Source organism: Micromonospora sp. NPDC005291 (assembly GCF_040607415.1).
Classification (GTDB): domain Bacteria; phylum Actinomycetota; class Actinomycetes; order Mycobacteriales; family Micromonosporaceae; genus Micromonospora.
On sequence record NZ_JBEXGR010000032.1, the window covers coordinates 35,763 to 62,430 of the forward strand.

Genomic DNA, 26,668 nt, shown 5'->3' on the forward strand with positions numbered 1-26,668 from the left:
GGTCAGTCCGCGGTCGCCTCGGCCGGCGTACCCGCACCGGAACCGCCACCACGGCGGCGACGGCGGCGGCGGGGCTTCGACGGCTCGCCGTCGGACGCCTCGGCCGGCTCGGTGGGGCCGTCGTCGGCGGAGATCACCGCGGTTGGCTCGCCCGCGACCACGTCGCCGGCCCGGCGGCGACGCCGGCGGCGCGGGGTACGGGTGCCTTCCTCGGCGGCCTCGCCAACAGGTGCATCGACGGCGGTCGGCGTGCCCACGGGTGCGTCGGCGGCGGCCGGCGTGCCGGCGTCGGAGCGGTCGCGACGGCTGTCGCCCCGACCACGGCGCTCGCCTCGGCCCTCACCGCGGCCCTCACCGCGACCGTCGCCCCGGCTGTCACCGCGGCGGGGGCCCCGAGCACCGCTGTCGCCCCGGCGGGAGCGCGTCGTCCCACCGAGGTCCTCTTCGATCTCGGCGGACAGCCCGGCCCGGGTGCGCTCGGCGGTGGGCAGCGTGCCGCTGACCTCGGTGGAGATGTGCAGGTCGGTGTAGAGGTGCGGCGACGTGTGGTACGTCTCCGGCGGCTCCGGCATCTCCAGACCGAGGGTCTTGTCGATGATCCGCCAGCGCGGCATGTCGTCCCAGTCGACGAAGGTCACCGCGACACCTGTCGCGCCGGCCCGGCCGGTGCGACCGATCCGGTGGGTGTAGGTGTCCTGGTCTTCCGGGCAGTCGTAGTTGATCACGTGGGTGACGCCGGTGACGTCCAGCCCTCGGGCCGCCACGTCGGTGGCCACCAGAATGTCGATCTTGCCGGCCCGGAAGGCCCGCAGCGCCCGTTCGCGGGCACCCTGACCCAGGTCACCGTGCACCGCGGCGACCGCGAACCCGCGGAAGTCGAGGTCCTCGGCGACCCGGTCGGCGGCCCGCTTGGTACGGGTGAAGATCATGGTCAACCCACGCCCCTCCGCCTGGAGGATGCGCGCCACCACCTCGACCTTGTTCATCGAGTGGGTGCGGTAGACCAGCTGCTGGGTCTGCGGCGACGGGCCGGTCTCGGCGGTGTGCCCGGCGTGGATCGTCATCGGCTGGCGCAGGAAGCGCCGGGACAGGGTGACGATCGGGTCCGGCATGGTGGCCGAGAAGAGCATCGTCTGCCGGTCTTCCGGAAGCATCGCGAGGATCTTCTCGACGTCGTCGAGGAAGCCCAGGTCGAGCATCCGGTCGGCCTCGTCGAGGACGAGTGCGTGCACCCGGTCCAGTCGGAGGTGCTTCTGCTTCTGCAGGTCCATCAACCGGCCGGGGGTGCCGACCAGGATCTCGACGCCCTTGCGGAGCGCGTCGATCTGCGGCTCGTACGCCACGCCGCCGTAGATCGGCAGCACCCGGACGCCCCGCGTCCGGCCTGCGGCGGCCAGATCCTTGGCGACCTGGATGCCCAGCTCGCGAGTGGGGACGACGACCAGCGCCTGGGGGACGCCGTCGCTGCCCTCACCCGGTGCGAAGACCCGGTCCAACAGTGGAATGCCGAAGCCGAGCGTCTTGCCGGTGCCGGTAGGTGCCTGACCGATCAGGTCGACGCCGCGCAGCGCGATGGGGATCGCGTACTCCTGAATGGCGAACGCGCGTGTGATGCCGGCCGCGGCCAGCGCCTCGACGGTCTCGGCGCGGGCGCCGAGTGCGGCGAACGTGGGTGCCTCCGGTCGAACCGGGGCGGTGGGGGCCAGTTCCTGGCCGTCCATCAGATCTTGAGTCAGCTCGCTCATGTGGATGTGGGGGTGCCCTCTCGTGGGTGCGCCCCGTCTTTTCCTCAGGGCGCGTTCGGTATGACGCGGGCCACACGGTCGGCGGCAGATTGCCGAGCCGGACCGGGCCGCACGCGCGCCGCGGGCTGAGCTTCGATCAGATCGGCGCCCACGGCAACTGCTCCATGCTACCTGAACAGGCATGCCCCCGTCCCGATTCCCACCCGGCCAGGCGCCACGCGGGGGCGATGAATGTGACTTGTGTCACGACACGGACGGAGCCGGGGACGTACCCCGCGCGGGTCACACACGCGCGGCTGGGCGCGGTAGCGTGCGCTCGTGTCCGCGCCGACCACCCCCGGTCCCGCCGTCGCCGACCTGCTGGGCCTGGTCGCCTTCGGTGAGCTGCTCGCCTTCGAACGGATGGCCGGCGACGCCCGGCTCGCCCCTGACCTGCGCCGCCGGGCCGCGCTGAACGAGATGGCCGCGGCCGAGATAGCCAACTACCGGCGCCTCGCCGACCGGCTCACCGCGCTGGGCGTGCCGCCGGAGGATGCGATGGCGCCCTACCTGGAGCCGTTGCAGGCGTACCACGACTCGACCGAGCCACGGGACTGGGCGGAAGTGGTCACCAAGGCGTACGTCGGCGACGCGATCACCGACGACTTCATCCGAGAGATCGCCGATGCGCTGGCTGAACCGGACCGGGCGTTGGTGCTGGACGTCCTGCACGACTCCCGGTATGCGGACTTCGCCGCTGCGGAGATCCGCACAGCCGTCGCCAACGAGCCCCGGGTGGCTGGCCGGCTCTCGATGTGGGCGCGGCGGCTGGTCGGCGAGGCGCTGTCCCAGGCCGGCCGCGTCGCCGCCGAGCGGGCCGCACTCACCGAGTTGATCGCCCAGGGCGACCGTGTCGACGTGCCGGGGCTGTTCGGGAGGCTCACCGCCGCGCACACCGCGCGGATGGCCGCCGCCGGGCTGAACAACTGACCGTCTGGCGCGTCGGGCCCGGTGCCGGCCTGCGGCAGGTGGGCCGAACGCCGACCTGCCGCGATGGCCGGACCGGTCAGCGGACGGTGAAACCGACCGACCGGGGAGACGCCTCGGCGATCTCGACGTAGGCGACCTTCTCGACCGGAACGATGACCCGTCGGCCCTTCTCGTCGGTCAGGGAGAGCGTGCCGCCGTTGCCGGCGAAGGCGTCGGTCACGATCTGCTCGATCTCGGCCGGCGACTGCGCGCTGTCCACTACCAGTTCGCGCGGCGCGTACTGCACGCCGATCTTGACCTCCACTGTGCCTCCTCAACTGGGGCGAAAGAACCGCCCTGCGAAGGCTATCCGATCACGGGGTCGACGGTCAGGCTGACTCACCTTGCAGCGGGAAGCTCGCGATGCCCCGCCACGACAGCGCGGCCACCAATGCCTCGGCCTCGGCCTTTGGCACCTGCCGGCCACCGGCCAGCCAGAACTGTGCGGCCGTCTCCGCCGCGCCGACCAGCCCGGAGGCGAGTAACTCGGCGTGCGCCCGGCTCACCCCGGTGTCGGAGATGATGGTGTCGGTGATCGCCGCGATACAGCCCTGCTCGACCCGTTCCACCCGCTGCCGCACCGCCGGGTCGTTTCGCAGATCCGACTCGAAGACGAGGCGGAACGCCTCGCTCTCGTGATCGACGAAGTCGAAGTACGCCTGCACCGAGGCGCCGACCCGTTCCTTGTTGTCGTTGGTGCCGCGCATCGCGTCGCGCACCTTGGCGACGATCGCGTCACAGTGCGTGTCGAGCAGCGCCAGATAGAGATCCATCTTGCCGGGAAAGTGTTGATAGAGCACCGGCTTCGAGACCCCGGCCCGCTCGGCGATGTCGTCCATCGCGGCGGCGTGGTAGCCCTGCGCGACGAACACCTCCTGCGCCGCAGCAAGAAGCTGCTTACGGCGCGCGGAGCGGGGCAGCCGGGTGGGCCGGCCAGCGGTCTGTGCACCGTTCCCCGCAGCGGTCATGGGATCCTCCGAGTTCTCCGTACGAGCCGGCATTTTCCCCCCAGACCGGGCGAAGCCCATGGGCCCCGTCGTGGAAATGGCCCGCCGCTGTAACTTATCGCCACTCTCGGCACACGGTAGCCTCAGCGGGGGCGACCAAGGAGCGCGCGGTGAGTGAAACAGGGCAACCCGGAGCCGCCACCCCGGGAGAGCACGGTGACGGAGCGGGTCAGCACGACGACCCGGGCCGTTCCGTCAGCGGGTGGGCGCCCCCGGCGGGTGGGTGGCCCCGAGCCGCCGATGGCGAGGACGTCCGGGACCCGGCGCCGCGGTGGCAGCCCGACTCGGCGTCCGGCTGGCGCACCTCCTCCACGCGACACGGCGACCTGCCGTCGCCCCTGGTCGGGCTGCCGGCCGACCTTGAGCCGCCGGCCCGGGCCAACGGCCACCACGCCAACGGCGTGCACCACCCGGACGAAGCCAATGGCGTCCGTCATCCGGGTCTCGAACCACCCGCGGGGCACCCCGCGCCCGTGAGCGCGCCGCCCGGGCTGCCCGTCGAGGGCCGGTCCGAGGCGGCCAGCGGCCGGCTGGTGGTGCCCGCCCAACGTCCCGTACCGCCGATGGAGCAGGGGGCCGGCGAGCCCGACACGGGCCCCGCCCCGCACTCCTCCGTCGATCCGGCCGCCGCCCACCGCGCCCGCTGGGCCGAGCCGGGGCTGCCCACCTCGGCGCCGCCGGCCGTCCAGGTGCCGCCCGTCGGCACCGCCGCGTCGGGCTTCGAGGTGCCGCCCGGCTTCCACGCGCCCACCGTCGAGCGGCTGGCCGCCGACGAACCACCGGCCGCGCCGCGTGACTGGCGGGACCCGCTCTCACCGGAGCACGCGGCAGCGCAGGGACGCACCTCGGCGCCAGCCGGGCGCGCCGACGCGACCGAGCCGGGTCGCGCCGCCGATAGCTCCCGGCCGGGAGAAACACATCGTGCCGGTGAAGCGCACCGTGCCGGGGACGCGCACCGTGCCGGGGAGTCGCCGGAGATCGAGCCGGACTGGTCGGGACCGAGTTGGAACCGCCCGAGCTGGGGCGGTGGGTGGGCACCGCCCTGGTCCCGCCAGGACGACGAACCGGCTGGCCCGACTGCCCGGGACGAGTCTGCCCCGGCCCGGGACGAGTCCGCGCCGGGCTGGGTCGCCGAGCCCAACCAGCCCTACGAGCCGGTGCGCGCCGAGCCGCCCCGCCCGTACGAACCGGCCCGCGCCGATCCGCCCCGCGGGTACGACCCCGCCCGGGGCGAGCCCGTGTCCGAGGCTGCGCCGGAGCGGGCCGCCGAACCAACCAGCGTGCCGCCGACCGACCGCCCGTCCTGGGCACCCCCGGTCGCGGCACCGACCGCCGACCGCTCGCTCCCGGCTGCCGACTCGGACCCGTCCCCGACCAGTGGCCCGCCGGTGTCGTCGCCACGCACGCCACCCGTCGTCGAGCGCCCCGCCTGGGCCGGCCCGACGCCGACCAGCGGCCCGCCGGCCGACCGGCCATCCTGGACCGGATCCGGGGCGACCAGTGCACCCCGGATCGACCGCCCGTCCTGGGCTGGCGGGGCCGGCCCCGAGCCCACCAGCGCGCCGCCGGTGCGGCCGTCCTGGGCAGGCGGCTCCGATCCGGTGCCGACCAGCGTCCCGCCGGTACGCCCGTCCTGGGCTGGTGGGTCCGATCCGGTGCCGACCAGTGCTCCGTCGGCGCGCCCGTCCTGGGCTGGGGGGTCCGATCCGGCGCCAACCAGTTCCCCGCCGACGCGCCCCACCTGGGCCGCCAGCCCGGTACCGGCCGACGCGCCACCTCCGGCGCCGGCCGGGCCACCTCCCACGCTGGCCGACGCGCCACCGGCTCCGGCGGGCCCGCCCCTGGTGGCGGAGCGCCCGTCCTGGGCCGGCGGTTCGCCGACCACCCCGGCGAGCGCGCCCCGGGCGGAGCGGCCGGATTGGTCCGAGGGCCGCATCCCCGCCGCCCCTGCCGAGCGTCCGTCCTGGGCCGCAAGCCAGTCGGCCAGCATGCCCGGCGGGGGTGACGCGGGCGAGACGGCCGGCCTGCAACGGCCCGAGACCCGGCCGGCTGCACCGTTCCGGCTCCGGCCCGAGACTCCCGAGTCGGCGGGTCGGCCTCCCGTCGAGCCACCCCGTGCAACCGTGCCGACGAACGACCCGTCGTCCGCCGAGGTCACGTCGTCCTCCACCGGAGCCGTCCCGCCTCCCGCCACGAGCGGGTCCGTGCGCCGTGACCGGCCCGCACCCGCGTCCGTCTCGCCCTACGCGGCTCGCCGATCCGCCCCCGACCCGGGGTCGCCGGCTGACGACGGTCGGCAACCGGACCCGACGGCGGTGGTGCTGCCGCAGCGCGTCCCCGCGGAACCGGACGTGCCCGTCGTGCCGGAGCCGCCAGCCGTGGAGCCACCCGCCGAAACCCCGGAACTCGCCCGTATCGCCACCCACCTCCGCCGCGATGACGAGCCAGCCCCGCTGCAGGAGCGCCCCGAAGGATTCGACGTCAACGCGATCCTGGACGCCGTTCGAGAGGTGGCCGGTGTCCGCGACGCGGCGTTGCGTCGTACCCCGGCGGGGGCGCACAGTCTGCGACTGGACCTCGCCGACGGCGCCGACCCGGCCGAGGTGAGCCGACAGGTGGCCCGGCTGCTCCAGGACCGGATGGGGTTGGCCGCCGCCCCGCAGAACGTGCCCGGTCTGCCCACCACGCCACCGCCGCCGGTTCGCCGTCGCGCGGCCGAGCCCCGACCCGCCGAGCGGCGTACCCCCGAGCCCCGGAGCGCAGAGCCCCGCGATGCCGGTGTGGACCCGCGCAACGGCGAGGTGCGGGCGGCCGAGTCGACGGCGGTCATTCGTCCGTCGGGTGGTCGGGTCGAGGCCACGCAGGCAGGCACGGAGCAGTGGCCTGGCACGGACACCTCGCGTCGACGCCGGCCGAACGCTCCACACCGGGGTCGCGCCACGGTCGAGGAGCCGGGATCGGTCTCGGCCGCGCCGGGTGGTGCCGCGACCGGCAGCCCGGCGACGGTCGGCACGTCGTACTCCGGTGGTCAGGTGACCACGACGGAGTCGGCGCCGTCCCGGCCGCTGGACACCGGCGGCACGCCAGGGCCGCGGGTGGTGATCGAGCACGTGCAGGTCAGCACCTTCGGCCTGGACGCCAACGTCGAGGTCCGGCTGCTGGCCGGGGGCGACAGCGCCTCCGGGTACGCCACCGGGCCGGCGGTGGACGGCTACGTGCTGCGGCTCTGCGCGGTGGCGGCGGCCGCCGCGGTGGACGAGCTGCTCCGCGGCGCGGAGAACGCCGAGCGGGGGCGCTGCTTCGTCGAGCACGCGGCGGTGGTGCCGTTCGGTAACTGCGAGGTGGCCACGGTGGTGGCGCTGCTCGTCTGTGAGGGCTGGGTCGAGCAGCTTGCCGGCTCGGCTCTGGTCGCCGGCGACCCGCGGCAGGCGGTCGTCCGGGCGACGCTGGCAGCGGTGAACCGTCGGCTGGAGGCGCTGCTGTCCTGAGTGGTCCGGGGCAGACTGGAACGATGAAACGTGCCACCCTCTGGCCGGACCACCTGCTTCCCGATGACCATGTTCCGCCGCCGTGGCCGGGCCGGGAGGTCCGCCTCGACGGCTTGGTCACGTACGTGCGGGACACCCCGGCCACCGCCGCTGGCGCGGAGCCGGCACTGTACGTGCACGGGCTGGGCGGCTCGTCGCAGAACTGGACGGACCTGGCCGGGCTGCTGGCCGACCGGCTGGACGGTCAGGCCATCGACCTGCCCGGCTTCGGCCGCAGCGAGCCGGGGCGTCGGTACACCATTCCGGCCTTCGCGGATCTGGTGGTCCGTTGGATCGAGCACTCCGGTCGGGGTCCGGTGCACCTGTTCGGCAACTCGCTGGGCGGCGCGGTCGCCGTCCAGGTGGCCGGGCTCCGGCCTGATCTGGTCCGCACCCTCACCCTGATCTCTCCGGCTCTGCCGTTCCTGGATTTCCGTCGCTCGTTGCAGGGGCGGATGCTGCCGGTGCTCGCCATTCCCCGGGGTGAACGGCTGGTCGCCCGGTGGCTCACCCAACTCGCCCCCGAGGTGATGGCCCAGCAGGTGTTGGAGGCGTGCGTGGCTGACCTGAGCCGGATCTGCGAGCAGCGCCGGGCCGAGGCGTTGGAGGAGATCCGGGTGCGCTACGAGGCAACGCACTACGCCGCCGCGTACGTCCGAACGTTTCGCGGGCTGGTCTCCAGTTTCCTGCGGGCGTATCTGCCGGGGCCGGGGTCACTGTGGCGGCTCGCCGGGGCGGTGCGGGCGCCAACCCTGGTGGTGGGCGGCCGACAGGATCGTCTGATCGACGTGCGGGTCGCGCCGCAGACCGCCCGGGTCATCCCGGACAGCCGGTTGATGATGCTCGACGGCGTCGGTCATGTGGCGCAGCTGGAAGTTCCCCGTCTGGTGGCCCGGGCGGTGGTGGGCCTGCTCGCCGAAACGGGGGACAGCGTCGGGCGGTCTGATCTGGCAGGCTGAGATGGATGCCCAGCTCCGCCCGCCGCCCCGTTCGTCGTCAGCGACGCTTCGCCCTGTTCGCCCAACTGGTGGCGGTGGTGGTGGCCGTCGGCGCGGTGGTGACCGTGATCGCCGAAGGGCCGGGTGGGCGCCCCGGCGCCGAACGGCTGGCCGCCGAGGAGGTCGCCGCGCCGCCGCTGGTGGCCGCGCCGCTGCCGCCGTCGGCCGACCCGTCGCCCTCCGACCCGGTCGCGCCCAGCCCGCCCACGGTGTTGCGGGTGTCCGGCGCGGTCCCGAGCGCCGGAACGGGCAGGTTCGGCTACGACGACAGCTCCGGCCCGGTGCTGGGCCGCGCGGGTGAGCTGCGGCGTTACCGGGTGGCGGTGGAGTCGGGCAGCAACGAGGACACCGCCGATTTCGCGCAGGCGGTCCAGACGGCGCTCGCCGGGCCGGGCAGTTGGGTCGACAGCGGTCGGCTGCGGTTGCAGCAGGTGCCGGGGGGTGCGCCCCGCGACTTCACCGTCTACCTGGCCACCGCCCGTACGGCGGGTCGGATGTGCGCCGACGGTGGGGTGGACATCCGGGTCGGCGGTCGGCCGTACACCTCCTGCCGGGCACCCGGTCAGGTGATCATCAATCTGGATCGGTGGCGGCTGTCCGTGCCGCACTTCGTCTCGGCCCGCGTGCCGCTGGCGGTCTACCGGACGTACGTGGTCAACCACGAGGTGGGTCACCAGCTCGGGCACCGGCACGAGCGGTGCCCGGGTGCGGGCCGGCCAGCGCCGGTGATGATGCAGCAGACGCTCTTCCTGAACGGGTGCCGGGTCAATCCGTGGCCGTACCTCGACGGGCGCCGCCACACCGGTCCTGCCCTCTGAGCGACCGGACGACGCGCCGACCTGCCACCCCCCACCAGGCGTCTTGCCTGAATAGCGGCAAAAACGGAGAAATGCCCGAATAATCTGGCAGGCTCGACGTTATGACGCCGTCGTCCCCTTACGGCCCGCCCCAGCCGCCCGACCCGTCGGGCCGGTCGGCGTACGGGGGAGTGCGTCCCACGCGCGTCCGGATGCACCGGCGACGTCGCCGCAGCCTCCTGCTCGGCCTGCTCGTGCTCGCTGCCGCCATCGGCGTGCTGCTGAGCAGGGGCGGCGAGCCACCAGTCGAGACTCCTGCCGCCAACACCCAGGGCGGAATGGGGCACGGCGGTGGGGTGGCGGCGCACCCGACGCCCACCAGCTACCCGTCGGTCGGAGCGGGACGGTTCGCCGCGGCTGACGGTGAGACACCCGTGCACGGTGCGGACGGGCCGCTACGTCGATACCGGGTCGCGGTCGAACGCGGCACCGGCCAGGACGCCGACGCGTTCGCCGCCAAAGTTGACGAGGTGCTGGCCGACCAGCGCAGTTGGATCGCCTCCGATGAGCTGCGGGTGCAACGGGTGGCCGACGCCGGGGCCGCCGACTTCACCATCTACCTGGCCACCCCGGTCACGTCCGAGCGGATGTGCGCCGAGGGTGGGCTGACCACCGAGCGCTACACCTCCTGCCGTCTGCCCGGCCAGGTCATCATCAACCTGGCCCGCTGGATGGAGGCGGTTCCCGACTACGGTGCTCCGCTGGACACCTACCGCACCTATGTGATCAACCACGAGGTGGGCCACGAGTTCGGCGAGGAGCACGAGGCGTGCCCCGGCCCGGGGGAGCCCGCCCCGGTGATGCAGCAGCAGACGTACGGCCTGCACGGCTGCGTCGCCAACGCCTGGCCCTACGTCGACGGGCGTCGCTACGCGGGTGACATCGTCCCCTGATGGACCGGGCCGTCGGTTATTCCCGCTCCCGCATCGCGGACCACGTGTCGTCCCTCATGGCCGAGGGGGGCTCCGGCGAGCAACAATGGCGCGGTTCACACCGCCGATCCCGGGGAGTCCACCGTGTCGTTGCCCCCGCTCGTCGAGCCCGCCGCCGAGCTGACCGTTGACGAGATCCGCCGCTACTCACGCCACTTGATCATCCCGGATGTCGGGGTGACCGGGCAGAAGCGGCTGAAGAACGCCCGGGTGCTCTGTGTCGGGGCCGGTGGCCTCGGATCGCCCGCCCTGCTGTATCTCGCCGCGGCCGGGGTCGGCACACTCGGCATCATCGATTTCGACACCGTCGACGAGTCCAACCTCCAGCGCCAGGTCATCCACGGCGTGTCCGACATCGGCCGGTCCAAGGCGGAGTCCGCCGCCGCGTCGATCCGCGAGATCAACCCCCTGGTCAACGTGGAGATCCACAACACCGCGCTGGACCGGGAGAACGTCCGGGAGATCTTCGCCCAGTACGACCTGATCGTCGACGGCACCGACAACTTCGCCACCCGTTACATGGTCAACGACGCGGCGGTGCTGCTCGGCAAGCCGTACGTCTGGGGCTCGATCTACCGCTTCGACGGCCAGGCGTCGGTGTTCTGGGCCGAGCACGGCCCCTGCTACCGCTGCCTCTACCCGGAGCCGCCGCCGCCCGGCATGGTTCCCTCCTGCGCCGAGGGCGGCGTGCTCGGGGTTCTGTGCGCGTCGATCGGCTCGATCCAGGTCAACGAGGCCATCAAGCTGCTCACCGGCATCGGTGAACCGCTGGTCGGCCGGCTGATGGTCTACGACGCCCTGGAGATGGAATACCGCAAGATCAAGGTTCGCAAGGACCCGAACTGCGCGCTCTGCGGCGAGAACCCGACGGTCACCGACCTGCTGGAAGACTACGAGGACTTCTGCGGCGCGGTCTCCGAGGAGGCCCAGGAGGCGACGCTCGACTCGACGATCACCGCATCGGAACTCAAGGACTGGCAGGACGCCGGCAAGGACATCTTCCTGGTCGACGTACGGGAGCCGGCCGAGTTCGAGATCGTCCGGATCCCCGGCTCCACCCTGATCCCCAAGGGCGACATCATCTCCGGGGATGCGCTCGCGAAGCTCCCGCAGGACCGGCAGATCGTGCTGCACTGCAAGTCCGGCGTCCGATCGGCGGAGGCGCTCGCCGCGCTCAAGGCGGCCGGTTTCCGTGACGCCGTGCACGTACAGGGCGGCGTGCTCTCCTGGATCAAGCAGATCGACCCGTCGCTGCCCGCGTACTGACGACTGTGCCGGGGCGGCTGACACCGCCGCCCCGGCAAATCGACGCAGCCGACGCCGAGCAGCCCTCCGGCCGGAGCGACGCAGCCATTTCGGGCTGGCCGATTCTCCGAGGCGGTATCGCGTCTGCGCAGGTAGCGTTCCCGCCGTGGTCGACTTGGAAGCCGCGATCGGGTTCGTCGTGGCGCATGGGGACGCGGTGGAACGCGCCCGCCTCTCCTGGCTTCGCAACGGCACCCCGGTGCCCACCGAGTTGCTGGAGACGGCGGAGATCGGCCAGTCATCCGACGGCGGCTGGCCGGCCACCTGGGGCGGCGAGATCGCCTCGATCGACGCCACCTGTTTCCGGCTCGCCGAGCTGGACGACCTGGGCGCGCTCGGCCGTCCCGCCGCTCGCCGGGCACTGGACTGGCTGGCGTCCCGGCAGCAGGCCGACGGCGGCTGGGACGAGGACGCGTCGCTGACCGAGTCGGCTCCGGAGTGGGCCCGGCCGGGCGACCCGGAGGCCGGGTTCCTCCTGTCGGCCAACGCCGGTTTCTGGCTCACCGTTGCCGGCCTGGACGCCCGCGCCTCAGGCCCGCTCGACCACCGGGTCGGTGGGGCGTACGCCGGGGTGGTGCAGGCGGCGGCCCACTCGCTCGCCGCACGGCTGCGCCCGGACGGCAGTTGGCCGTCGTTCCTCGCCGCCGGCTGGCTGAGTGCGGCGGTGCTGTACCGGCAGGACATGTTCCAGGAGTCGGCGCGGATCCAGGTGGTGCTCGCCGAGCGGATGCCGAAGATTTCCCCGGGGAACGTGGCGTGGCTGGCGGCGACGCTACGCCGTGCCGGCATCGACCCGCAGGACTGGATCATGGTGCGGGCCCTGCGCCGGCTGGCCGAGACCCAGCGCAGCGACGGCGGCTGGGAGAGCGACGACGGCCACCAGTTCGACGTGCACGCCACGCTGTCCGCGATCCGGGCCGCCCGGCCCGCGCGGCACCCGGCTGAGGCCGCCCGGCCCGCGACGCACGGCTGAGGCCGCCCTGCCGCCGGCTGAGCGGCGGTTCGCCCTAGCGCAGGTGCCCGTCCCCGGTGACGACGTACTTGGTGCTGGTCAGCTCGGGCAGGCCCATCGGGCCGCGGGCGTGCAGTTTCTGCGTGGAGATGCCGATCTCCGCGCCGAACCCGAACTCGCCTCCGTCGGTGAACCGGGTGGAGGCGTTCACCATCACCGCCGCCGCGTCCACCCGGGCCACGAAGTCGCGGGCCGCGCTCGCCGAGTCGGTAAGGATCGCCTCGGTGTGCCCCGTGCCGTACTGGCGGATGTGCGCGACCGCCGCGTCCAGCGAGTCGACCACCGTGACCGAGATGTCGGCGGACAGATATTCGGTGGCGTAGTCCTCCTCGGTGGCGGGGACCACCGCCGCGGAGTATGCGGCCACCTCGGGAGAGCCGTGCACGGTCACCCCGGCCTCGGCGAACGCGGCCAGCATCGCCGGCAGGAACGCGTCGGCGACGCCCGCGTGCACCAGCAGTGACTCGGCGGTGTTGCAGGTGGAGAGGCGCTGCGTCTTGGCGTTCAGCGTCACCGCGACGGCCTTCGCCACGTCGGCGGCGGCATCCACGTAGACGTGGCAGTTGCCCACCCCGGTCTCGATCACCGGCACGGTCGACTCCTCGACCACGGTGCGGATCAGCGACGCGCCACCGCGCGGGATGAGCACGTCGACGAGCCCTCGGGCGCGCATCAGCTCCTTGACCGACTCGCGGGAGCTGGCGTCGAGCAGCTGCACCGCGTCGGCCGGCAGCCCGGCGTCGGCGACCGCGTCGCGCAGCACCGCGACCAGCGCGGCGTTGGAGTGTGCGGCCGAGGACGACCCGCGCAGCAGCGCCGCGTTGCCGGACTTGAGGCAGATCCCGGCAGCGTCCACGGTCACGTTCGGCCGCGCCTCGTAGATGATGCCGACCACCCCGAACGGCACCCGGATCTGGCGCAGCTCCAGACCGTTGGGCAGGGTGGAGCCCCGGACCACCTCGCCGACCGGGTCGGGCAGCGCGGCCATCTGGCGCAGCGCGTCGGCGATGCCGGCCACCCGGCCCGCGTCGAGGGCGAGCCGGTCCAGCACGGCCGCGCTCAGCCCGGCCTCCCGGCCGGCCGCCAGGTCCGCCTCGTTCGCGGACAGGATCTCCGGGGTACGCGCCACCAGCGCGTCGGCCATCGCCACCAGCGTGGCGTCCTTGACCGTACGGGTGGCCACGGCCAACTCGGCAGCGGCGTCCCGCGCCCTTCGGGCCTGCTCGACGACGCTCATGCCGACACTCCGCTGCGCTCCGTGCCGCCCTGAGGCACCAACGCTCTGAGTCGATGACTCGCTCATTTTGCACTCCTCGGGTGTGAACATGGGGGTCCGTGCCTACAGCAGTACGAGGTCGTCGCGGTGGACGACCTCTCGTTCGTACGCGGGGCCGAGCGCCGCGGCGAGTTCGGAGGTGGAGCGGCCGAGCAGCCCGGGCAGCTCCACCGCGTCGTAGTTGACCAGCCCGCGAGCGACCGGCGCGCCGGCGGTGTCCACCAGGTCGACGGGATCGCCCGCGGTGAACGTGCCGTCCACGGCGGTGATGCCGGCGGGCAGCAGCGACTTGCGCCGCCCGACGACGGCGGACACCGCGCCCGGGTCGAGGTGCAGCCGCCCCCGGGGCGTGGTGGCGTGGGCCAGCCAGAACAGCCGGGCCGTCGGGCGTTGCCGCTGCGGGTGGAACAGTGTGCCGACCGGCTCGCCGGCCAGTGCCGGACCGGCCAGGTCGGCGGCGGTGAGCACCACCGGGATGCCGAAGCCGGTGGCGATCCGGGCGGCCTCGACCTTGGTCACCATGCCGCCGGTGCCGACGCCGGACCGGCCGGCCCCGCCGATGGTGATCCCGGCGAGGTCCGTGTCGTCGCGGACCTCCGCGATCCGGGTCGAGTGCGGTTTGGTGGGGTCGCCGGTCCAGAGAGCGTCCACGTCGGAGAGGAGCACGAGCAGGTCGGCGTGCACCAGGGCGGCCACCAGAGCGGCCAGCCGGTCGTTGTCGCCGAACCGGATCTCCTGGGTGGCCACCGTGTCGTTCTCGTTGACGATCGGCACCGCCCCCAGGTCGAGCAGCTTGCGCAGCGTTCGGTACGCGTTGCGGTAGTGCGCCCGCCGGGTCACGTCATCGACGGTGAGCAGCACCTGCCCGACGGTGCGGCCGTGCCGGGCGAAGCTGGCCGCGTACCGGCCGATCAGCAGGCCCTGCCCGACGCTGGCGGCGGCCTGCTGGGTGGCCAGGTCGCGCGGGCGTCGGGTCAGCCCGAGCGGGGCGAGGCCGGCGGCGATCGCGCCGGAGGACACCAGCACCACCTCGCGCCCTTCGGCGGCGAGTCGACCGAGGGTGTCGACGAGCGTGTCGACGCGCTCGTCGGCCAGCCCGCCGGTGGCGGTGGTCAACGAGGAGGATCCGATCTTGACGACGACCCGCCGGGCCGTCGTGACTGCGTCGCGCACCCGACCATTCTGCGTGGTCACGGCCGGACCGTCCGGCGGCCTTCCCATATGGTGGCGGGTTGTGACACCTGACGAGTACGTCGAGGCGGTGCTCGACCTGGTCGAGCGGATCCCGGAGGGCCGGGTGATGTCGTACGGCGGGGTCGCCGACGCGCTCGCCGAGCGCTCGGGTCGTGCCTCGGCGCGACTGGTGGGCAACATCATGGCCCGGCACGGTGGCTCGGTGCCCTGGCACCGCGTGGTGGCCGCATCCGGCCGGCTTCCGCCGGGGCACGAGCGGGAGGCGCGGGCCCGACTGCGGGCCGAGGGGGCGCCGCTGCGCGGCGAGGGCGTGGACATCGCGGCGGCCGGTTGGTCGCCGGATGAGGGGATGTGACCTTCGGCATAACGTGAGTAACATTCGGCCCCATGAAAACGCCGCCGGGCACTGGCTCGACAGCCGCCGGTTCGCTGCCCCGACCGGTGCATGCCGGCTACGCGCTCGGCTCGCTGGCGACCGGTGCGTTCGGCACCGTGCCCGGTCTGCTGCTGCTGCCGTACCTGACCGACACGCTGGGCGTGGCCGCCGGGCTGGCCGCCCTGTTGGTGCTGCTGCCCAAGGCATGGGACGTGCTGGTCAACCCGGTCGCCGGACGGATCTCCGACCGCACCCGATCGCGCTGGGGTGCCCGCCGGCCGTACCTGCTCATTGCCGGCCTCGCGCTCGCCGTCCTGTTCGCGTCCATCTTCGCCGCGCCGTTCGGTAACGGCCCGGCCGCCGTGGCGTACGTGGCGTTCGCCTTCCTGGCCACCGCCACCGCGTTCGCCTTCTTCCAGGTGCCGTACGTGGCGATGCCGGCGGAGTTGACCGACGACTACGCCGAGCGCACCCGCTTGATGACCTGGCGGATCGCGGTGCTGGCGCTGGCCATCCTGGCCTCCGGCGCGGTCGCCCCGCTGGTGGTGACCGCCGGCGGCGACGGCGTGGCCGGACACCGGTGGATGGGGCTGTTCGTGGCGGTGCTGATCGCCCTCGGTGCCGTCGGCGCGTTCCTCGGCACCCGGTCCGCGCCGACCGGCACGGTGGGCGGCAGCGAGCCGACCCTGCGCGCCCAACTCGCCGTGGCCGCCGCCAACCGGCCGTTCCGGGCGCTGCTGATCTGCTTCGTGGTGCAGTCCGCCGGGGTGGCGACGATCCTGGCCGGAGTCAACTACTTCGCGGGGCAGATCCTGCGCGACGACAAGAGCGGGCCGACCCTGCTCTTCGTCTGTTTCGTCGGGCCGGCGCTGCTGGTGATGCCGATCTGGACCCGGGTCGGTGCCCGGTTGGGCAAGCGGACCGCGCTGGTCGTCGCCTCGGTGATCCTCGCCGCCGGGGCTCTCGCCCTGGTCGCCGCGTCGGTGCTGCCGACGGTCGCGGTCTACCTGGTGGTCGCGGTGATCGGCGTCGGGTACGCCGGGCAGCAGGTCTTCGCGCTGGCGATGCTGCCGGACTGCATCGCGTACGACACGGCGCGCACCGGTCGACGGCAGGCGGGTGTCTTCACCGGCCTGTGGACCGCCGGGGAGACCTTCGGCCTGGCGCTCGGTCCGGGCATCTACGGACTGGTGCTCCAGATCTCCGGCTACGTGTCCTCCGACACCGGCTCGGCAGCCGCCCAGTCGGACACGGCCCGACTGGGTGTCCTCCTCGGCTTCACGATCATCCCGGCCCTGCTGATAGCCCCCCCGATCCTCCTCCTGCGCCAATACACCCTGACCCCCGCCGTCCTGGCCGCCGCCGCCACGCACGACCAGCGCGTCGATCATGGAGTTGTGGTGGGGGACGAAAGCCGCTGACCATTACAAGAAAGGCACCACGAGTCCATGATCGACGAGAACAGGGTGAGGGCTGGAGCGTTTTTCGCCGACGGGGTGGCCGCGGAGGCCGTTCTTGCCGAGGTTCGTGCGTTGCGCGGTGCCGACCGGCCTACGCACGGGGGGCGGCTGTTCGCGTACGTCTACGACCCGGCGGTGCCGGGGCTGGACGAGCTGGCCGCCGCCGCCCACCGGGAGAGCGCACACGTCAACGGGCTGGACCCGACCGCGTTCCCGTCCCTGCTGGCCATGGAGAACGCACTGGTCGGTACCGCTGGCCGAGTGCTCGGCGGCGGGCCGGGCACGACGGCACCGGACGTCGTCGGCAGCGTCACCAGCGGCGGCACCGAGTCGCTGATCCTCGCCGTCAAGACGGCCCGGGACGCCCACCCGGAGATCGCCGAGCCCCGGATCGTGGTGCCGTCGAGCGCGCACGCCGCGTTCGCCAAGGCGGCGCACTACCTACGGGTGGCGATGGACGTCGTGCCGGTCTCCCCGGACACTCTGCGCCCCGACCCGGCTGCGATGGCAGCCGCCATCCGCCCGGAGACGGTGCTGGTCGCCTGCTCCGCGCCGTCGTACGCGCACGGGGTGGTGGACCCGGTCGCGGAGATCGCGGCTGCGGCGGCCGACGCCGGGGTGCGCTGCCACGTGGACGCCTGCTTCGGCGGCTGGACCCTGCCGTACCTGCGTCGTCTCGGGGAGCCGGTGCCGGCGTTCGACTTCGCGGTGCCCGGGGTCACCTCCATCTCGGTGGACCTGCACAAGTACGCGTACGCGCCGAAGGGGGTGTCGGTGCTGCTGCACCGCGACGCCGCGTTGCGCGCCCCGCAGTACTTCGCGTACGCCGACTGGCCCGGCTACACGATGATCAACCCGGTGATCGCGTCCACCCGCTCGGGCGGGCCGATCGCCGCCGCGTACGCGACTCTGCGGCACCTCGGCGACGACGGCTATCTGCGGCTGGCCGAGGTCACCCGGGACGCGGTCGCTGGCCTGGCCGACGCGGTCCGCGCCGTCGACGGGCTGCGGCTGATGGCCGAACCGGAGTCCACCGTGGTCTGCTTCACGGGCACCGAGGGCGGCCCCGACCTGTTCGTCCTGGTCGACGAGCTGACCGCGCGTGGCTGGCACACCCAACCCCAGCTGTCGTACGCCGGTCTGCCCGCCAGCGTGCACCTCACGGTGACCGCCGCGGTCGCGCCCCGGGTCGCCGAGTTCGGCCCGGACCTGGCCGACGCGGTGGACGCCGCTCGGACGGCCGGGCCGGTCCGAATGCCCGCGGAGTTGGCCGCGCTGGCCGGGGCGCTCACCCCTGACGCGCTGACCCCAGAGCTGGTCGCGGGCCTGGCCGCCGGGCTGGGCCTGGGCGGCGAGCCCGATGGTGCGCCGCTGCCGGAGCGGATGGCGGTGGTGAACACCCTGCTCGACGCCGCCCCGCCCGCGCTGCGCGAGCGACTGCTTGTCGAGTTCGTGGGGCTGTTACAACGTCCCGCCTGGTGACCGGAAGCGCCGGCCGCGGTCCGGGCTCGGCTCCGCGACGTGTGTCTCCCGCTGCCGCAGCAGCCACGTCTGGGCGGTTCGCAGCCGTCGCCAGCGGTTGTGGCCGAGGTTCCAGGCGACCTTGCGTACCCAGGCCAGGGGGTCCTCGTATCCGGCGAGCCGGTCCCAGCGGGCGTACGCCCGGCAGAACGCCTCCTGGACCAGGTCTGGTGATCGCGGACGGTGTGTCCGCCAGCATCGGTCACACAACCGGACGCGCCAGCCGGTTGCGGATGTACCAGCGGGGTTGCCTGTCGGGTCCAGGACAACCGCTCCGGTGTGGCAGCCGCCGATGCCGAGGGCCCGGGACCGCAGTGGTCCCGGGCCCTCGGCGGGCGACGTGTTGGGATCAGCCGGCCGTCACGGTGAACGAGGCGGTGTTGTCGGCCGGGTCGGCGTCCGCCACCACGTTGCCGCCCCACTGGGTGTCGAGCTGGAAGGTCACGGCGCCGAGATCACCCGGGACGGTGCCGGGCTCGGCCCGGAGCAGCACGTCGAAGCTCCGCTCCTCGCCGGCCATGATGCGCCCGCCCGGGACGACGAAGTTGGTGAAGAAGCTCGGCAGGTCCTGCGGGTCGGTGCCCCAGATCTGCACGCCGGCCGGCAACGTGGTCGCTTCGACGAAGAGGAAATCGTGCGCGGCGTCACCGGCCCACCGGACGGTCACCGGCAGTCGGCCCTGGTAACTGCCGTCCTCCTGCCGCACCAGCGTGGCCGCGGCGGCCGTGTCGATCGACGCCAGCGCCTGGCTGTCCTGCACGTACGGCACCGGCTTGCGTAGTGAGCCCGAGGTGGAGCGGAAGCGCGCGGCGAAGCTCTCCGCGTCCCCGACCGCCGCGCTGCCGTCGCCGACGTTCACCTCGACCCGGCCTCCCCTCGCGATCATCGCCACGCCGCGTGGCGTGGTGAGCGCTCGGAAGGCGACAGTGAACGACCGCCGTTCGCCCGGCTTCAGGTCGGCACCGGGCACCGTGCAGTTGACGACCCGGCGGTTGTCCTGCAGGCCCTGGTACCCGCACGGGCTGTCCGGCGACAGGTTGCCGATGGAGCCGGCGACCGGCTCGACGATCGTGACGCTGAAGTAGGTGTCGGCTCGACCACGGTTCGTCACCGTGATCGGCAGGCTGCCCTGGTAACCGCGCTCGGTCGGGTTGAGCACCAGCTGGCCCACCGAGACGTCGGCGTCGAGGCCGCCGCCGGCAGGTGCGGCCGCGGCGGGTGTGGCGAACGCCAGCAGCGCCGCGGCCGGGCCGAGCAGAAGAGCGGCCAGCCGCCGTCCGGTACGTGTGGTCATGTCGAAGTCCTCCCGTGGATCCCCGTTGCTGGGCGGCGGCGTCTCCGTCGCCCGATGGTGTTCACACGTCCAATGTGGACGGTTGGTTGCGGCAGGGCCCGTCGCCAATCTGACACCGCGGCCCGGGTAGCCGCGCGGCTAGCCGGTTGTCTTCAGCTCGACCTCGTTGTCCCTCCACTTCAGGTCGCTCCACCACCGCTCCTGGGAGTCGTAGTGGATGACCCGCAGGTTCGGCGGACCGTCGATGCCCGGCGGCTCGTAGCGCAACGTGAAGGTGTACGTCTTCCGTTCCCCGGCCGGCAGGCCGTCCAGGACGCAGGCGTCCGGCCCGTCGGACCGCACCCCCCGGCATCGGGCCAGGTCCCCGCCGGCGGGCTCCCCAATGGTGTAGAAATTGCTGAACCCGAGCAGGGGCACGTCCACGGGTCCCTTGTTCGCCACCGTGACGGTCACCGTGGCGGCCCGCTTGCCCTTCGCGTCCGGTGCCCCGACGATCAGGTCACCGGCCGTCAGGGTGAGGTCGGTCAGCCGGGGGTCGACCCCGAACTTCGTCGGCCCGGCGGTCTGGTCGAACCGCTCGCCGGTCCAGGCGTACGTCCGCCACTGCCGCTGCGGCGCCCACTCCGGGGTGCTGCAGCAGGGCTGGATGTCCGCCACGTGCACCCGGATCTCTCCGTCGGCCCGCACGGCGAAGTCCGTGACGTCGTCCATCCCCTCCCGGGTGCCGACCACTCGGCCCATCGTGACCACGCGGCCGGCCCCGTCCCGGTCGAAGGCGATCACCTGCTTGGCCGAGGCCTCCCCCTGGCGGCAGGCGACCAGGGCGACCGTCTCAGTGGCACCGTCGCCGTCGAGGTCGGCGTAGCGGGGTTCACCCAGCAGCGTCGCCACCGAGTCCTGCTGCGGCCCGGACCGGAGCCGGACTTCGTCCATGACGCAGGTCGTCGGGGCGCCCTGCGGCCAGCGCGGCAGGTCGAGCCGGGCGGCGAGCAGCTGCGACCGGGTGATCCGGCCGTCCGGCGCGGCCGGGGTGGGGCTGGCCGTGCTCGGCGTCGGCGCGGGCGGGGTGGGCGAGGCGGTCGTCCCCGACGGGGTCGGAGTGCCGGTCTGCGCCGGTCCGGGATCGGGCGGCCGGTGCAGGGCTGCGTTCGCGCCCACCGGGATCGCCACGGCGAGCACCACGGCCGCCGCGGTGGCCACAGCGGTACGCCGGCGCCGGCGGCGGATTGTCTCCCGCACCGCGGCCGTCCCGGCCGGGCGCACCGCCGGGGCGTACGCCTCGCGGAACGCGGCGAACTCGCCGCTGACCAGCATGTCGTCGAGCTCATTCATGGTCGTTCACCTCGTTCGTGGTGGCCAGGCGGACCGCCAGGGCGGCCCGGCCTCGGTGCAGCCAGGACTTGACCGTGCCCTCCGGCACTCCCTCCTGCGTCGCGATCTGCACGACGCTGAGATCGGCCAGGTAGTGCAGCACCACGGCGCGGCGCTGGGTGGCCGGCAACTGGGCCAGGGCGGCGGTGAGCGCGACCCGGTCCGGCCCCGGCCCGGGCATGTGCTCCTCGCGCTGCCGGTGCAGCCACGACTGGGCCGTCCGCAGCCGCCGCCAGCGGCTGGTGGCCAGGTTCCAGGCGACCCGACGTACCCAGGCCACCGGATCGTCGTAGCGGGACACCTGCGACCAGCGGGCGAACGCCCGGCAGAACGCCTCCTGCACCAGATCCTGTGCCTGCGACAGGTCACCGCAGTAGGCGGCGAGCTGCAACGTCAGCGACCGGAAGTGCGCATGGTAGAGCCCGTCGAAGTCGATCACCTCACGCTCTTCCGGGCGCGCCGACCGCTCCGTGCTCCCCTCGGGTGGCGGCTCGTCGAGCCGTGGCTCCCTCGTCACCGTCATCTGGTCCTCCCCGTAACGTGCCGCCGACGCGGTCACGTCGGTCACACGCCCTGACGCGGGCATTGGTTGCGCGGGTTGCCGCCGTGGGGCCTGTGGTTGACTGTCAACTCGGAGACAGCTGAGGGAGGCCCGAGGTGCAGCTGCCGGGAGTGCTCGGTGAGCCGATCCGGTTCGTGCTGAACTGGGGCCGCCGCTACTCGCTCTGGGTCTTCAACTTCGGGCTGGCCTGCTGCGCGATCGAGTTCATCGCCACCAGCATGGGCCGGCACGACTTCATGCGACTCGGCGTGATCCCGTTCGCCCACGGCCCCCGACAGGCCGATCTGATGGTGGTCTCCGGCACGGTGACCGACAAGATGGCGCCGGCGATCAAGCGGCTCTACGACCAGATGCCCGAGCCGAAGTACGTCATCTCGTTCGGTGCCTGCTCCAACTGCGGCGGCCCCTACTGGGATTCGTACTCGGTGACCAAGGGCGTCGACCAGCTCATCCCGGTCGACGTGTACGTGCCCGGCTGCCCGCCCCGGCCGGAGGCGCTGCTGCACGGCATCCTGCGCCTCCAGGAGAAGATCGCCGCAGAGCAGTCCGGTGTGGGCGGCGTGCCCCGCCCGGACGTGCTCGCCGCGCCGTTGGACGCCCCGCCCCGCGAGGCCGCCGCCCCGCGCTCGGTCGACTCGCTCACCGCCCCGCCGGTACGCCCACCTTCCGCCAGCTGACGCGCCGAAACTGGCCGGGCAGGGCTAGCCTGCGCATCATGAGCAGCTCCACCGACCAGCGGTCCGCCCACATCGTCGACGTGCTCACCGAGGAGTTCGGTGCGTCGATGGCGATCGACCCAGCCGCCTTCCGCCGCAAGTTCCGCAAGATGGCGGCCTCGCCGTTCGCCTTCTACCGGGGCAGCGCCGCGCTGTTCTACGCCGACCAACTCGGCGAATTCGCCGACGACCGGTTCCTCGACGAGCAGACCAGCCGGGTGTGGATCCACGGTGACCTGCACGCGGAGAACTTCGGCACCTACATGAACGCCTCCGGGCAGCTGGTGTTCAACGTCAACGACTTCGACGAGGCGTACGTCGGGCCGTTCACCTGGGACCTGCGACGGCTCGCGGCCAGCGTGGCGCTGCTCGGCTACGGCAAGGCGCTCTCCGACACGGCGATCGGGGACCTGGTGGCCGGCTTCGCCCGGTCGTACCTGACCGAGCTGCGCGCGATAGCGGCCGGCGGTGACGACGCGATCGGCTCGATCACCCTGGACAACGCCGACGGGGTGCTGCGCCGGGTGCTCCAGCAGGCTCGGCTCAACACCCGCGTCGACCTGCTCGCCGCGCAGACCACCGTCGACAACTACGAGCGACGCTTCTCCATCGGTGACGGGGTCTTCGAGATCGACGACGCCACCCGGGACAAGGTTCGCGCCGCCTTCCAGGACTACCTGGGTACCCTGCCCGCCGCCTCGACGCAGCTCCGGCCGGTGGCGGCGCGGATCAAGGATGTGGTGCTGCGTAAGGGGGTGGGCATCGGCTCGGCCGGGTTGCCGTCGTACAACCTGCTGCTGGAGGGGCACACCCAGGCTCTGGAGAACGACGTCGTCATCTACATGAAGCAGGCGCAGGTGCCGGCCGTGGCCCGGTACGTCACAGACGAGTCGGTCCGCGGCTACTTCCAGCACCAGGGTCACCGGACCGCCGAGTCGCAGCGGGCGTTGCAGGCGCACGCCGACCCGTGGCTGGGCTTCACCGAGCTGGACGGGACCGGTCAGCTGGTCGCCGAGGTCTCCCCGTACGCCGCCGACCTGGACTGGTCGGACGTGAACGAGCCGGAGGAGCTGACCGGGGTGCTCGTCGACCTCGGTCGGGCGGTGGCTCGGATGCACTCGGTCGCCGACGACGAATCCAGCCACGATCTGGTGGACTACTCCACCGAGGAGGCGATCGTCGCGGCGGTGGATGCCGACGAGTCGGGCTTCGTCACCCACCTGGTGGACTTCGCGCACGTGTACGGGGTGCGCGCCCGGCAGGACCACCAGCTCTTCGTCGACCTGTTCCGCAACGGCCGGCTGCCAGGCATCTGATCGGGCGGGGCGTCGCTCAGGACGCGAACTCCAGCACCACCTTGATGTCGTCCGGCCCGGAGGTGTACGCGTCGGCGTACCTGTTCACCGGCACCCGACGGGTGATCAGCGACTCGAGCCAGACCTGGTCGGCTCGGGAGAGTGCCTGCGCGGCCATGTTCCAGTGCCGCCGGTTGGCGTTCACCGAGCCGAACACCACGTTGTTCTCCAGCACCAGCGCCCGGTTGAGCGCCCCGGCGTCGAAGTCGATGCTCCGACCGCCGCTGGACACCCCGGCCAGGCAGACGATCCCGGTCGGGGCCGCCTTGCACATGACGTCGAGGACAACCGTGGGTGCGCCGGTGCACTCGATGACCACGTCCGGCTCGAAGGGCAGGTCGTTGACCGGCACCGCGTGGTAGGTGGCGCCGAGTGCGGCGACCAGCTCCGGCTTCGGGCCATCGGTCGCCCGGTCCAACACGTGGACCGAGAGCCCGCGCTGGGCGGCGAGCAGTGCGGCCAGCAGCCCGATCGGCCCGGCGCCGGTCACCAGCACCGTCTGAGGCTGCCACTCGGCCCGGTGCCCGATCCGCTCGATGTGGTCCCATGCTTTTGCTACCACGCTGGTCGGCTCCAGCAGCACGCCGACCTGGGCCAGCGCCGGGTCGAGTCGGACCGCGAACTGGGGTTCGATCCGCCAACGGTCGCGCGCGAAACCGGGCAGCGCCTTGATGCCGTGCTCGGTGAACTGCCCGTTGCGGCACATGTCCCACTCGCCGACCGCGCAGTTCGAGCAGGGCACCGGGTCGGGATGCCGGACGATCCCGGCCACCAGGTCACCGGTTTGCAGGGTGCCGGTCGGGTCCTCGATCACCCGGCCGAGAGACTCGTGCCCGATGATCAGGCGGTCGGCGCCCGGCGGCGCCTCGCCGTACTCGCCGGCGATGATCTCGTGGTCGGTGCCGCAGATCCCCACCGCCAGCGCCTCGACCAGGACGGCGCCCTCCTCGGCAGCCGGCTCGGGCTGATCCTCGACGAGGCCCAGCGAGTTGGCGACCCCGGGTGTCACAGTCACAGCGCGCACACCCTCATCCTTCCCCGCCGAGCGCTGCGCCGCGACCAAAGCCGGCAGATCGCCGGGCATCGGCGACGGACGGGCGCGGTCCGGGCCGGCACTAGGATCAGCGGCATGACTCCCGAAGAGGTCGGCGCTCGGCTGGTCGCGCTGCTCGCGCCGGTTGAGGCGACCCCGTCGGTCTCCGGCGGGCAGCGGTTCGCCCGTGCCACCGTCGATGTGCCGCCGGCGAGCTGGCTGGTCGCTGTTCGCGCCGCCCGCGACGACACCGAGCTGGCCTGCGACTTCTTCGACTGGCTCTCCGCCGTGGACGAGTTGGCCGAGGGCTTCGACGTGGTGGCGCACCTCTGGTCGACGCGGCTGCGGCACGGTGTGCTGCTGCGTACCCGCCTGCCGCGCAGCGCGCCCACGGTCGCCTCGGTGGTCGACGTCTACCCGGGTGCCGCCTGGCACGAGCGGGAGACGCACGAGATGTTCGGCATCGACTTCGCCGGTCACGGGGAGCTGCGACCGCTGTTGCTGCCGCCGCAGTTCGAGGGCCACCCGCTGCGTAAGGAGTTCGTGCTCGCTTCCCGCGTGGCCAAGCCCTGGCCGGGTGCGAAGGAGCCGGGCGAGTCCGAGGCCGGCGGTGGGCGCCGACCGATCCGTCCGCCGGGCGTTCCCGCTCTGGGCGAGTGGGGGACCACGCCCACCCCGGCCGGCGCGGGTGGCGTGGGGGAGGGTCCGCGCGGCGGCACCCCGGCCAGGCCGGCCGGTGAGCGTCCGGCGCGGCCGGCCCCGGGGGCCCGTCCGACGCGTACTCCCCGGTCCACAGCGGCCGACGACGGCCCGGCCGCACCCGAGCAGCCCGCGCCCGGCCCGGTCGCGGACCCGCCGGCCCGCGCTGACCGCACCGACGACGACGGGGGTACGACCTGATGCCGCTCTGGGTGGAGCTGGTGCTGCGGGTGGGCGGCGTGTTGGTCGCGTTCCTCACCCTGCCGTTGCTGGTCGGCCAGACCGAGCACAAGGTGATGGCGCACATGCAGGGCCGGCTCGGCCCGATGTACGCGGGCGGCTTCCACGGCTGGGCCCAGTTGGTCGCGGACGGGGTCAAGTTCGTGCAGAAGGAGGACATCACCCCGCGCGAGGCGGACCGGGCCGTGTTCCGGCTGGCCCCGGCGGTGGCCCTGGTGCCCTACCTGCTGGTGCTGCTCGTCATCCCGCTCGGCCCGAACGACCTGGTCGGGCAACCGTTGGACATCGGCCTGTTCTTCGTGCTGGCCGTGGTCGGTGTCGGGGTCGTGGCGGTGCTCATGTCGGCGTGGGCGTCGGCCAACAAGTACAGCCTGCTCGGTGGGCTCCGCGGGGCCGCCCAGTTGCTCGGTTACGAGCTGCCGCTGGTGCTGGCCGCCGCCTCGGTGGCGATGGCAGCGGGCACGCTGAGCCTCTCCGGCATCGTCGAGGCGTGGCAGCCGTGGTGGCTGCTCTGGCAGGCACCCGCGATGATCATTTTCTTCGTCGCCGGGCTGGCCGAGATTCGCCGGCCGCCGTTCGACATGCCGGTGGCCGACTCGGAGCTGGTCTTCGGCTACATGACCGAATACACGGGTCTGCGCTTCGCGTTCTTCCTGCTCGCCGAGTACGTCGGCATCGTGGTGATCGCCGCGCTGACCACGGTGCTGTTCCTCGGCGGGTGGCAGGGCCCGTTCGCCGACGAGCAGCTGGGCTGGCTCTGGACGCTGCTCAAGGTCTTCGCCGTGGCCTTCGTGATCATCTGGCTCCGGGTGTCCTACCCCCGTCTGCGCGAGGACCAGCTGCAACGGCTCTGCTGGCTGGTGCTGGTCCCCGCATCCCTGGCACAACTGGTCCTGACAGCAGCCGTCCGCATAGCCCTGTAACAGCCCCTCCCTCCCCCTCCCCCCCTGCCCCCTGCCCCCTCCCTCCCCGCGTCCCCGCCGGCCTGCCCTCACGTCGATCATGGAGTTGTGGTGCCTGGAATGTAGGGGACGGCAACTTTTGTCACCCACCACAACTCCATGATCGACGGGGGTGGGGGTGGGGGTGGGGGTGGGGGTGGGGTGATCGACGCGCGCGCCTACGCCGCAGGCGGTGCCGGGGCGACCGCAGCCGGGGACGAGCCGGCCCCGGCGGGTTT

At 73.0% G+C, this 26,668-nt stretch carries 23 protein-coding genes and 1 pseudogene; 14 read left to right on the forward strand and 10 right to left on the reverse strand.

Going from position 1 to position 26,668, the window contains the following annotated elements; translation table 11 throughout:
- Nucleotides 1-2: 2 nt before the first annotated feature.
- Nucleotides 3-1,745, reverse strand: a complete 1,743-nt coding sequence (locus ABZT18_RS29530; RefSeq protein ID WP_354996754.1) for a DEAD/DEAH box helicase — start codon at nt 1,743-1,745, stop codon at nt 3-5.
- A gap of 318 nt (nt 1,746-2,063) precedes the next feature.
- Between ABZT18_RS29530 and ABZT18_RS29535 the strand changes: the two genes are divergently transcribed.
- Nucleotides 2,064-2,714, forward strand: coding sequence for a ferritin-like fold-containing protein (locus tag ABZT18_RS29535; RefSeq protein ID WP_354996753.1), 651 nt, complete (start codon nt 2,064-2,066; stop codon nt 2,712-2,714).
- A 76-nt stretch (nt 2,715-2,790) separates the two neighbouring features.
- On the opposite strand, the gene ABZT18_RS29540 is transcribed toward ABZT18_RS29535, so the two are convergent.
- Nucleotides 2,791-3,018: a DUF3107 domain-containing protein gene (locus ABZT18_RS29540; RefSeq protein ID WP_266246431.1), complete on the reverse strand. Its 228-nt coding sequence runs from the start codon at nt 3,016-3,018 to the stop codon at nt 2,791-2,793.
- A gap of 64 nt (nt 3,019-3,082) precedes the next feature.
- Nucleotides 3,083-3,721, reverse strand: a complete 639-nt coding sequence (locus tag ABZT18_RS29545; protein ID WP_354996752.1) for a TetR/AcrR family transcriptional regulator — start codon at nt 3,719-3,721, stop codon at nt 3,083-3,085.
- Between the two features lie 1,427 nt (nt 3,722-5,148).
- On the opposite strand from ABZT18_RS29545, the gene ABZT18_RS29550 reads away from it, so the two are divergent.
- From ABZT18_RS29550 to ABZT18_RS29575, 6 genes and pseudogenes are all read left to right on the forward strand, one after another.
- Entirely contained in the window at nt 5,149-7,248 is a 2,100-nt protein-coding gene (locus ABZT18_RS29550; protein ID WP_354996819.1) for a hypothetical protein, read from the forward strand.
- 23 nt (nt 7,249-7,271) lie between these two features.
- Nucleotides 7,272-8,246: an alpha/beta hydrolase gene (locus tag ABZT18_RS29555; protein WP_354996751.1), complete on the forward strand. Its 975-nt coding sequence runs from the start codon at nt 7,272-7,274 to the stop codon at nt 8,244-8,246.
- Between the two features lie 5 nt (nt 8,247-8,251).
- Nucleotides 8,252-9,103, forward strand: coding sequence for a DUF3152 domain-containing protein (locus tag ABZT18_RS29560; protein WP_354996750.1), 852 nt, complete (start codon nt 8,252-8,254; stop codon nt 9,101-9,103).
- Nucleotides 9,104-9,294: 191 nt separating this feature from the next.
- Nucleotides 9,295-10,035, forward strand: a complete 741-nt coding sequence (locus ABZT18_RS29565; protein WP_354996749.1) for a DUF3152 domain-containing protein — start codon at nt 9,295-9,297, stop codon at nt 10,033-10,035.
- A gap of 56 nt (nt 10,036-10,091) precedes the next feature.
- Nucleotides 10,092-11,340, forward strand: a pseudogene (gene moeZ, locus ABZT18_RS29570) (adenylyltransferase/sulfurtransferase MoeZ).
- A gap of 94 nt (nt 11,341-11,434) precedes the next feature.
- Nucleotides 11,435-12,352 (forward strand): prenyltransferase/squalene oxidase repeat-containing protein, encoded by a 918-nt coding sequence (locus ABZT18_RS29575; protein WP_354996818.1) that lies wholly within the window; start codon nt 11,435-11,437, stop codon nt 12,350-12,352.
- A gap of 34 nt (nt 12,353-12,386) precedes the next feature.
- Here ABZT18_RS29575 and ABZT18_RS29580 read toward each other — a convergent pair whose 3' ends face one another.
- Together ABZT18_RS29580 and proB are read right to left on the reverse strand one after the other, a co-directional pair.
- Nucleotides 12,387-13,628: a glutamate-5-semialdehyde dehydrogenase gene (locus ABZT18_RS29580; protein ID WP_354996748.1), complete on the reverse strand. Its 1,242-nt coding sequence runs from the start codon at nt 13,626-13,628 to the stop codon at nt 12,387-12,389.
- A 102-nt stretch (nt 13,629-13,730) separates the two neighbouring features.
- Nucleotides 13,731-14,840 (reverse strand): glutamate 5-kinase, encoded by a 1,110-nt coding sequence (gene proB, locus ABZT18_RS29585; protein WP_354996747.1) that lies wholly within the window; start codon nt 14,838-14,840, stop codon nt 13,731-13,733.
- A 61-nt stretch (nt 14,841-14,901) separates the two neighbouring features.
- On the opposite strand from proB, the gene ABZT18_RS29590 reads away from it, so the two are divergent.
- Genes ABZT18_RS29590 through ABZT18_RS29600 form a run of 3 tightly spaced genes read left to right on the forward strand, consistent with a single transcriptional unit; the run spans nt 14,902 to nt 18,179 of the window.
- Complete coding sequence (locus ABZT18_RS29590) at nt 14,902-15,216, forward strand: MGMT family protein (RefSeq protein WP_354996746.1); 315 nt, start codon at nt 14,902-14,904, stop codon at nt 15,214-15,216.
- A 32-nt stretch (nt 15,217-15,248) separates the two neighbouring features.
- Complete coding sequence (locus ABZT18_RS29595) at nt 15,249-16,658, forward strand: MFS transporter (protein ID WP_354996745.1); 1,410 nt, start codon at nt 15,249-15,251, stop codon at nt 16,656-16,658.
- Between the two features lie 27 nt (nt 16,659-16,685).
- Nucleotides 16,686-18,179, forward strand: a complete 1,494-nt coding sequence (locus ABZT18_RS29600; protein WP_354996744.1) for an aminotransferase class V-fold PLP-dependent enzyme — start codon at nt 16,686-16,688, stop codon at nt 18,177-18,179.
- Here ABZT18_RS29600 and ABZT18_RS29605 read toward each other — a convergent pair.
- From ABZT18_RS29605 to ABZT18_RS29620, 4 genes are all read right to left on the reverse strand, one after another.
- Nucleotides 18,159-18,428, reverse strand: a complete 270-nt coding sequence (locus ABZT18_RS29605) for a sigma factor (protein ID WP_354996743.1) — start codon at nt 18,426-18,428, stop codon at nt 18,159-18,161. The two genes, ABZT18_RS29600 and ABZT18_RS29605, sit on opposite strands and share 21 nt — an antisense overlap.
- A 139-nt stretch (nt 18,429-18,567) precedes the next feature.
- On the reverse strand, nt 18,568-19,512 hold the full coding sequence (locus ABZT18_RS29610) for a hypothetical protein (protein WP_354996742.1): 945 nt from the start codon (nt 19,510-19,512) through the stop codon (nt 18,568-18,570).
- A gap of 138 nt (nt 19,513-19,650) precedes the next feature.
- Nucleotides 19,651-20,844, reverse strand: coding sequence for a hypothetical protein (locus ABZT18_RS29615; RefSeq protein ID WP_354996741.1), 1,194 nt, complete (start codon nt 20,842-20,844; stop codon nt 19,651-19,653).
- Complete coding sequence (locus ABZT18_RS29620; RefSeq protein WP_354996740.1) at nt 20,837-21,406, reverse strand: SigE family RNA polymerase sigma factor; 570 nt, start codon at nt 21,404-21,406, stop codon at nt 20,837-20,839. The genes ABZT18_RS29615 and ABZT18_RS29620 overlap by 8 nt, the downstream gene beginning before the upstream one ends.
- Nucleotides 21,407-21,540: 134 nt before the next feature.
- Here ABZT18_RS29620 and ABZT18_RS29625 point away from each other — a divergent pair, with 134 nt between their 5' ends.
- Together ABZT18_RS29625 and ABZT18_RS29630 are read left to right on the forward strand one after the other, a co-directional pair.
- Nucleotides 21,541-22,122, forward strand: coding sequence for an NADH-quinone oxidoreductase subunit B family protein (locus ABZT18_RS29625; protein ID WP_354996739.1), 582 nt, complete (start codon nt 21,541-21,543; stop codon nt 22,120-22,122).
- A 38-nt stretch (nt 22,123-22,160) separates the two neighbouring features.
- Nucleotides 22,161-23,477 (forward strand): DUF2252 domain-containing protein, encoded by a 1,317-nt coding sequence (locus tag ABZT18_RS29630; protein ID WP_354996738.1) that lies wholly within the window; start codon nt 22,161-22,163, stop codon nt 23,475-23,477.
- A 16-nt stretch (nt 23,478-23,493) separates the two neighbouring features.
- Here the strand turns inward: ABZT18_RS29630 and ABZT18_RS29635 are convergent, their stop codons facing one another.
- Nucleotides 23,494-24,540: a glucose 1-dehydrogenase gene (locus tag ABZT18_RS29635; protein ID WP_354996737.1), complete on the reverse strand. Its 1,047-nt coding sequence runs from the start codon at nt 24,538-24,540 to the stop codon at nt 23,494-23,496.
- A gap of 105 nt (nt 24,541-24,645) precedes the next feature.
- Between ABZT18_RS29635 and ABZT18_RS29640 the strand changes: the two genes are divergently transcribed.
- Together ABZT18_RS29640 and ABZT18_RS29645 are read left to right on the forward strand one after the other, a co-directional pair.
- On the forward strand, nt 24,646-25,449 hold the full coding sequence (locus tag ABZT18_RS29640) for an NADH-quinone oxidoreductase subunit C (protein ID WP_354996736.1): 804 nt from the start codon (nt 24,646-24,648) through the stop codon (nt 25,447-25,449).
- Complete coding sequence (locus ABZT18_RS29645) at nt 25,449-26,411, forward strand: complex I subunit 1 family protein (protein WP_354996735.1); 963 nt, start codon at nt 25,449-25,451, stop codon at nt 26,409-26,411. Before ABZT18_RS29640 ends, ABZT18_RS29645 begins: the two co-directional genes overlap by 1 nt.
- Nucleotides 26,412-26,668: the final 257 nt, after the last annotated feature.

Coding starts and splice junctions, on each gene's coding strand:
- ABZT18_RS29530 (WP_354996754.1), bottom strand. CDS start 1,745: ATGAGCGAGCTGACTCAAGATCTGATGGACGGCCAGGAACTGGCCCCC.
- ABZT18_RS29545 (WP_354996752.1), bottom strand. CDS start 3,721: ATGACCGCTGCGGGGAACGGTGCACAGACCGCTGGCCGGCCCACCCGG.
- ABZT18_RS29555 (WP_354996751.1), top strand. CDS start 7,272: ATGAAACGTGCCACCCTCTGGCCGGACCACCTGCTTCCCGATGACCAT.
- ABZT18_RS29560 (WP_354996750.1), top strand. CDS start 8,252: ATGCCCAGCTCCGCCCGCCGCCCCGTTCGTCGTCAGCGACGCTTCGCC.
- ABZT18_RS29565 (WP_354996749.1), top strand. CDS start 9,295: ATGCACCGGCGACGTCGCCGCAGCCTCCTGCTCGGCCTGCTCGTGCTC.
- ABZT18_RS29580 (WP_354996748.1), bottom strand. CDS start 13,628: ATGAGCGTCGTCGAGCAGGCCCGAAGGGCGCGGGACGCCGCTGCCGAG.
- ABZT18_RS29595 (WP_354996745.1), top strand. CDS start 15,249: ATGAAAACGCCGCCGGGCACTGGCTCGACAGCCGCCGGTTCGCTGCCC.
- ABZT18_RS29600 (WP_354996744.1), top strand. CDS start 16,686: ATGATCGACGAGAACAGGGTGAGGGCTGGAGCGTTTTTCGCCGACGGG.
- ABZT18_RS29610 (WP_354996742.1), bottom strand. CDS start 19,512: ATGACCACACGTACCGGACGGCGGCTGGCCGCTCTTCTGCTCGGCCCG.
- ABZT18_RS29615 (WP_354996741.1), bottom strand. CDS start 20,844: ATGAATGAGCTCGACGACATGCTGGTCAGCGGCGAGTTCGCCGCGTTC.
- ABZT18_RS29620 (WP_354996740.1), bottom strand. CDS start 21,406: ATGACGGTGACGAGGGAGCCACGGCTCGACGAGCCGCCACCCGAGGGG.
- ABZT18_RS29630 (WP_354996738.1), top strand. CDS start 22,161: ATGAGCAGCTCCACCGACCAGCGGTCCGCCCACATCGTCGACGTGCTC.
- ABZT18_RS29640 (WP_354996736.1), top strand. CDS start 24,646: ATGACTCCCGAAGAGGTCGGCGCTCGGCTGGTCGCGCTGCTCGCGCCG.
- ABZT18_RS29645 (WP_354996735.1), top strand. CDS start 25,449: ATGCCGCTCTGGGTGGAGCTGGTGCTGCGGGTGGGCGGCGTGTTGGTC.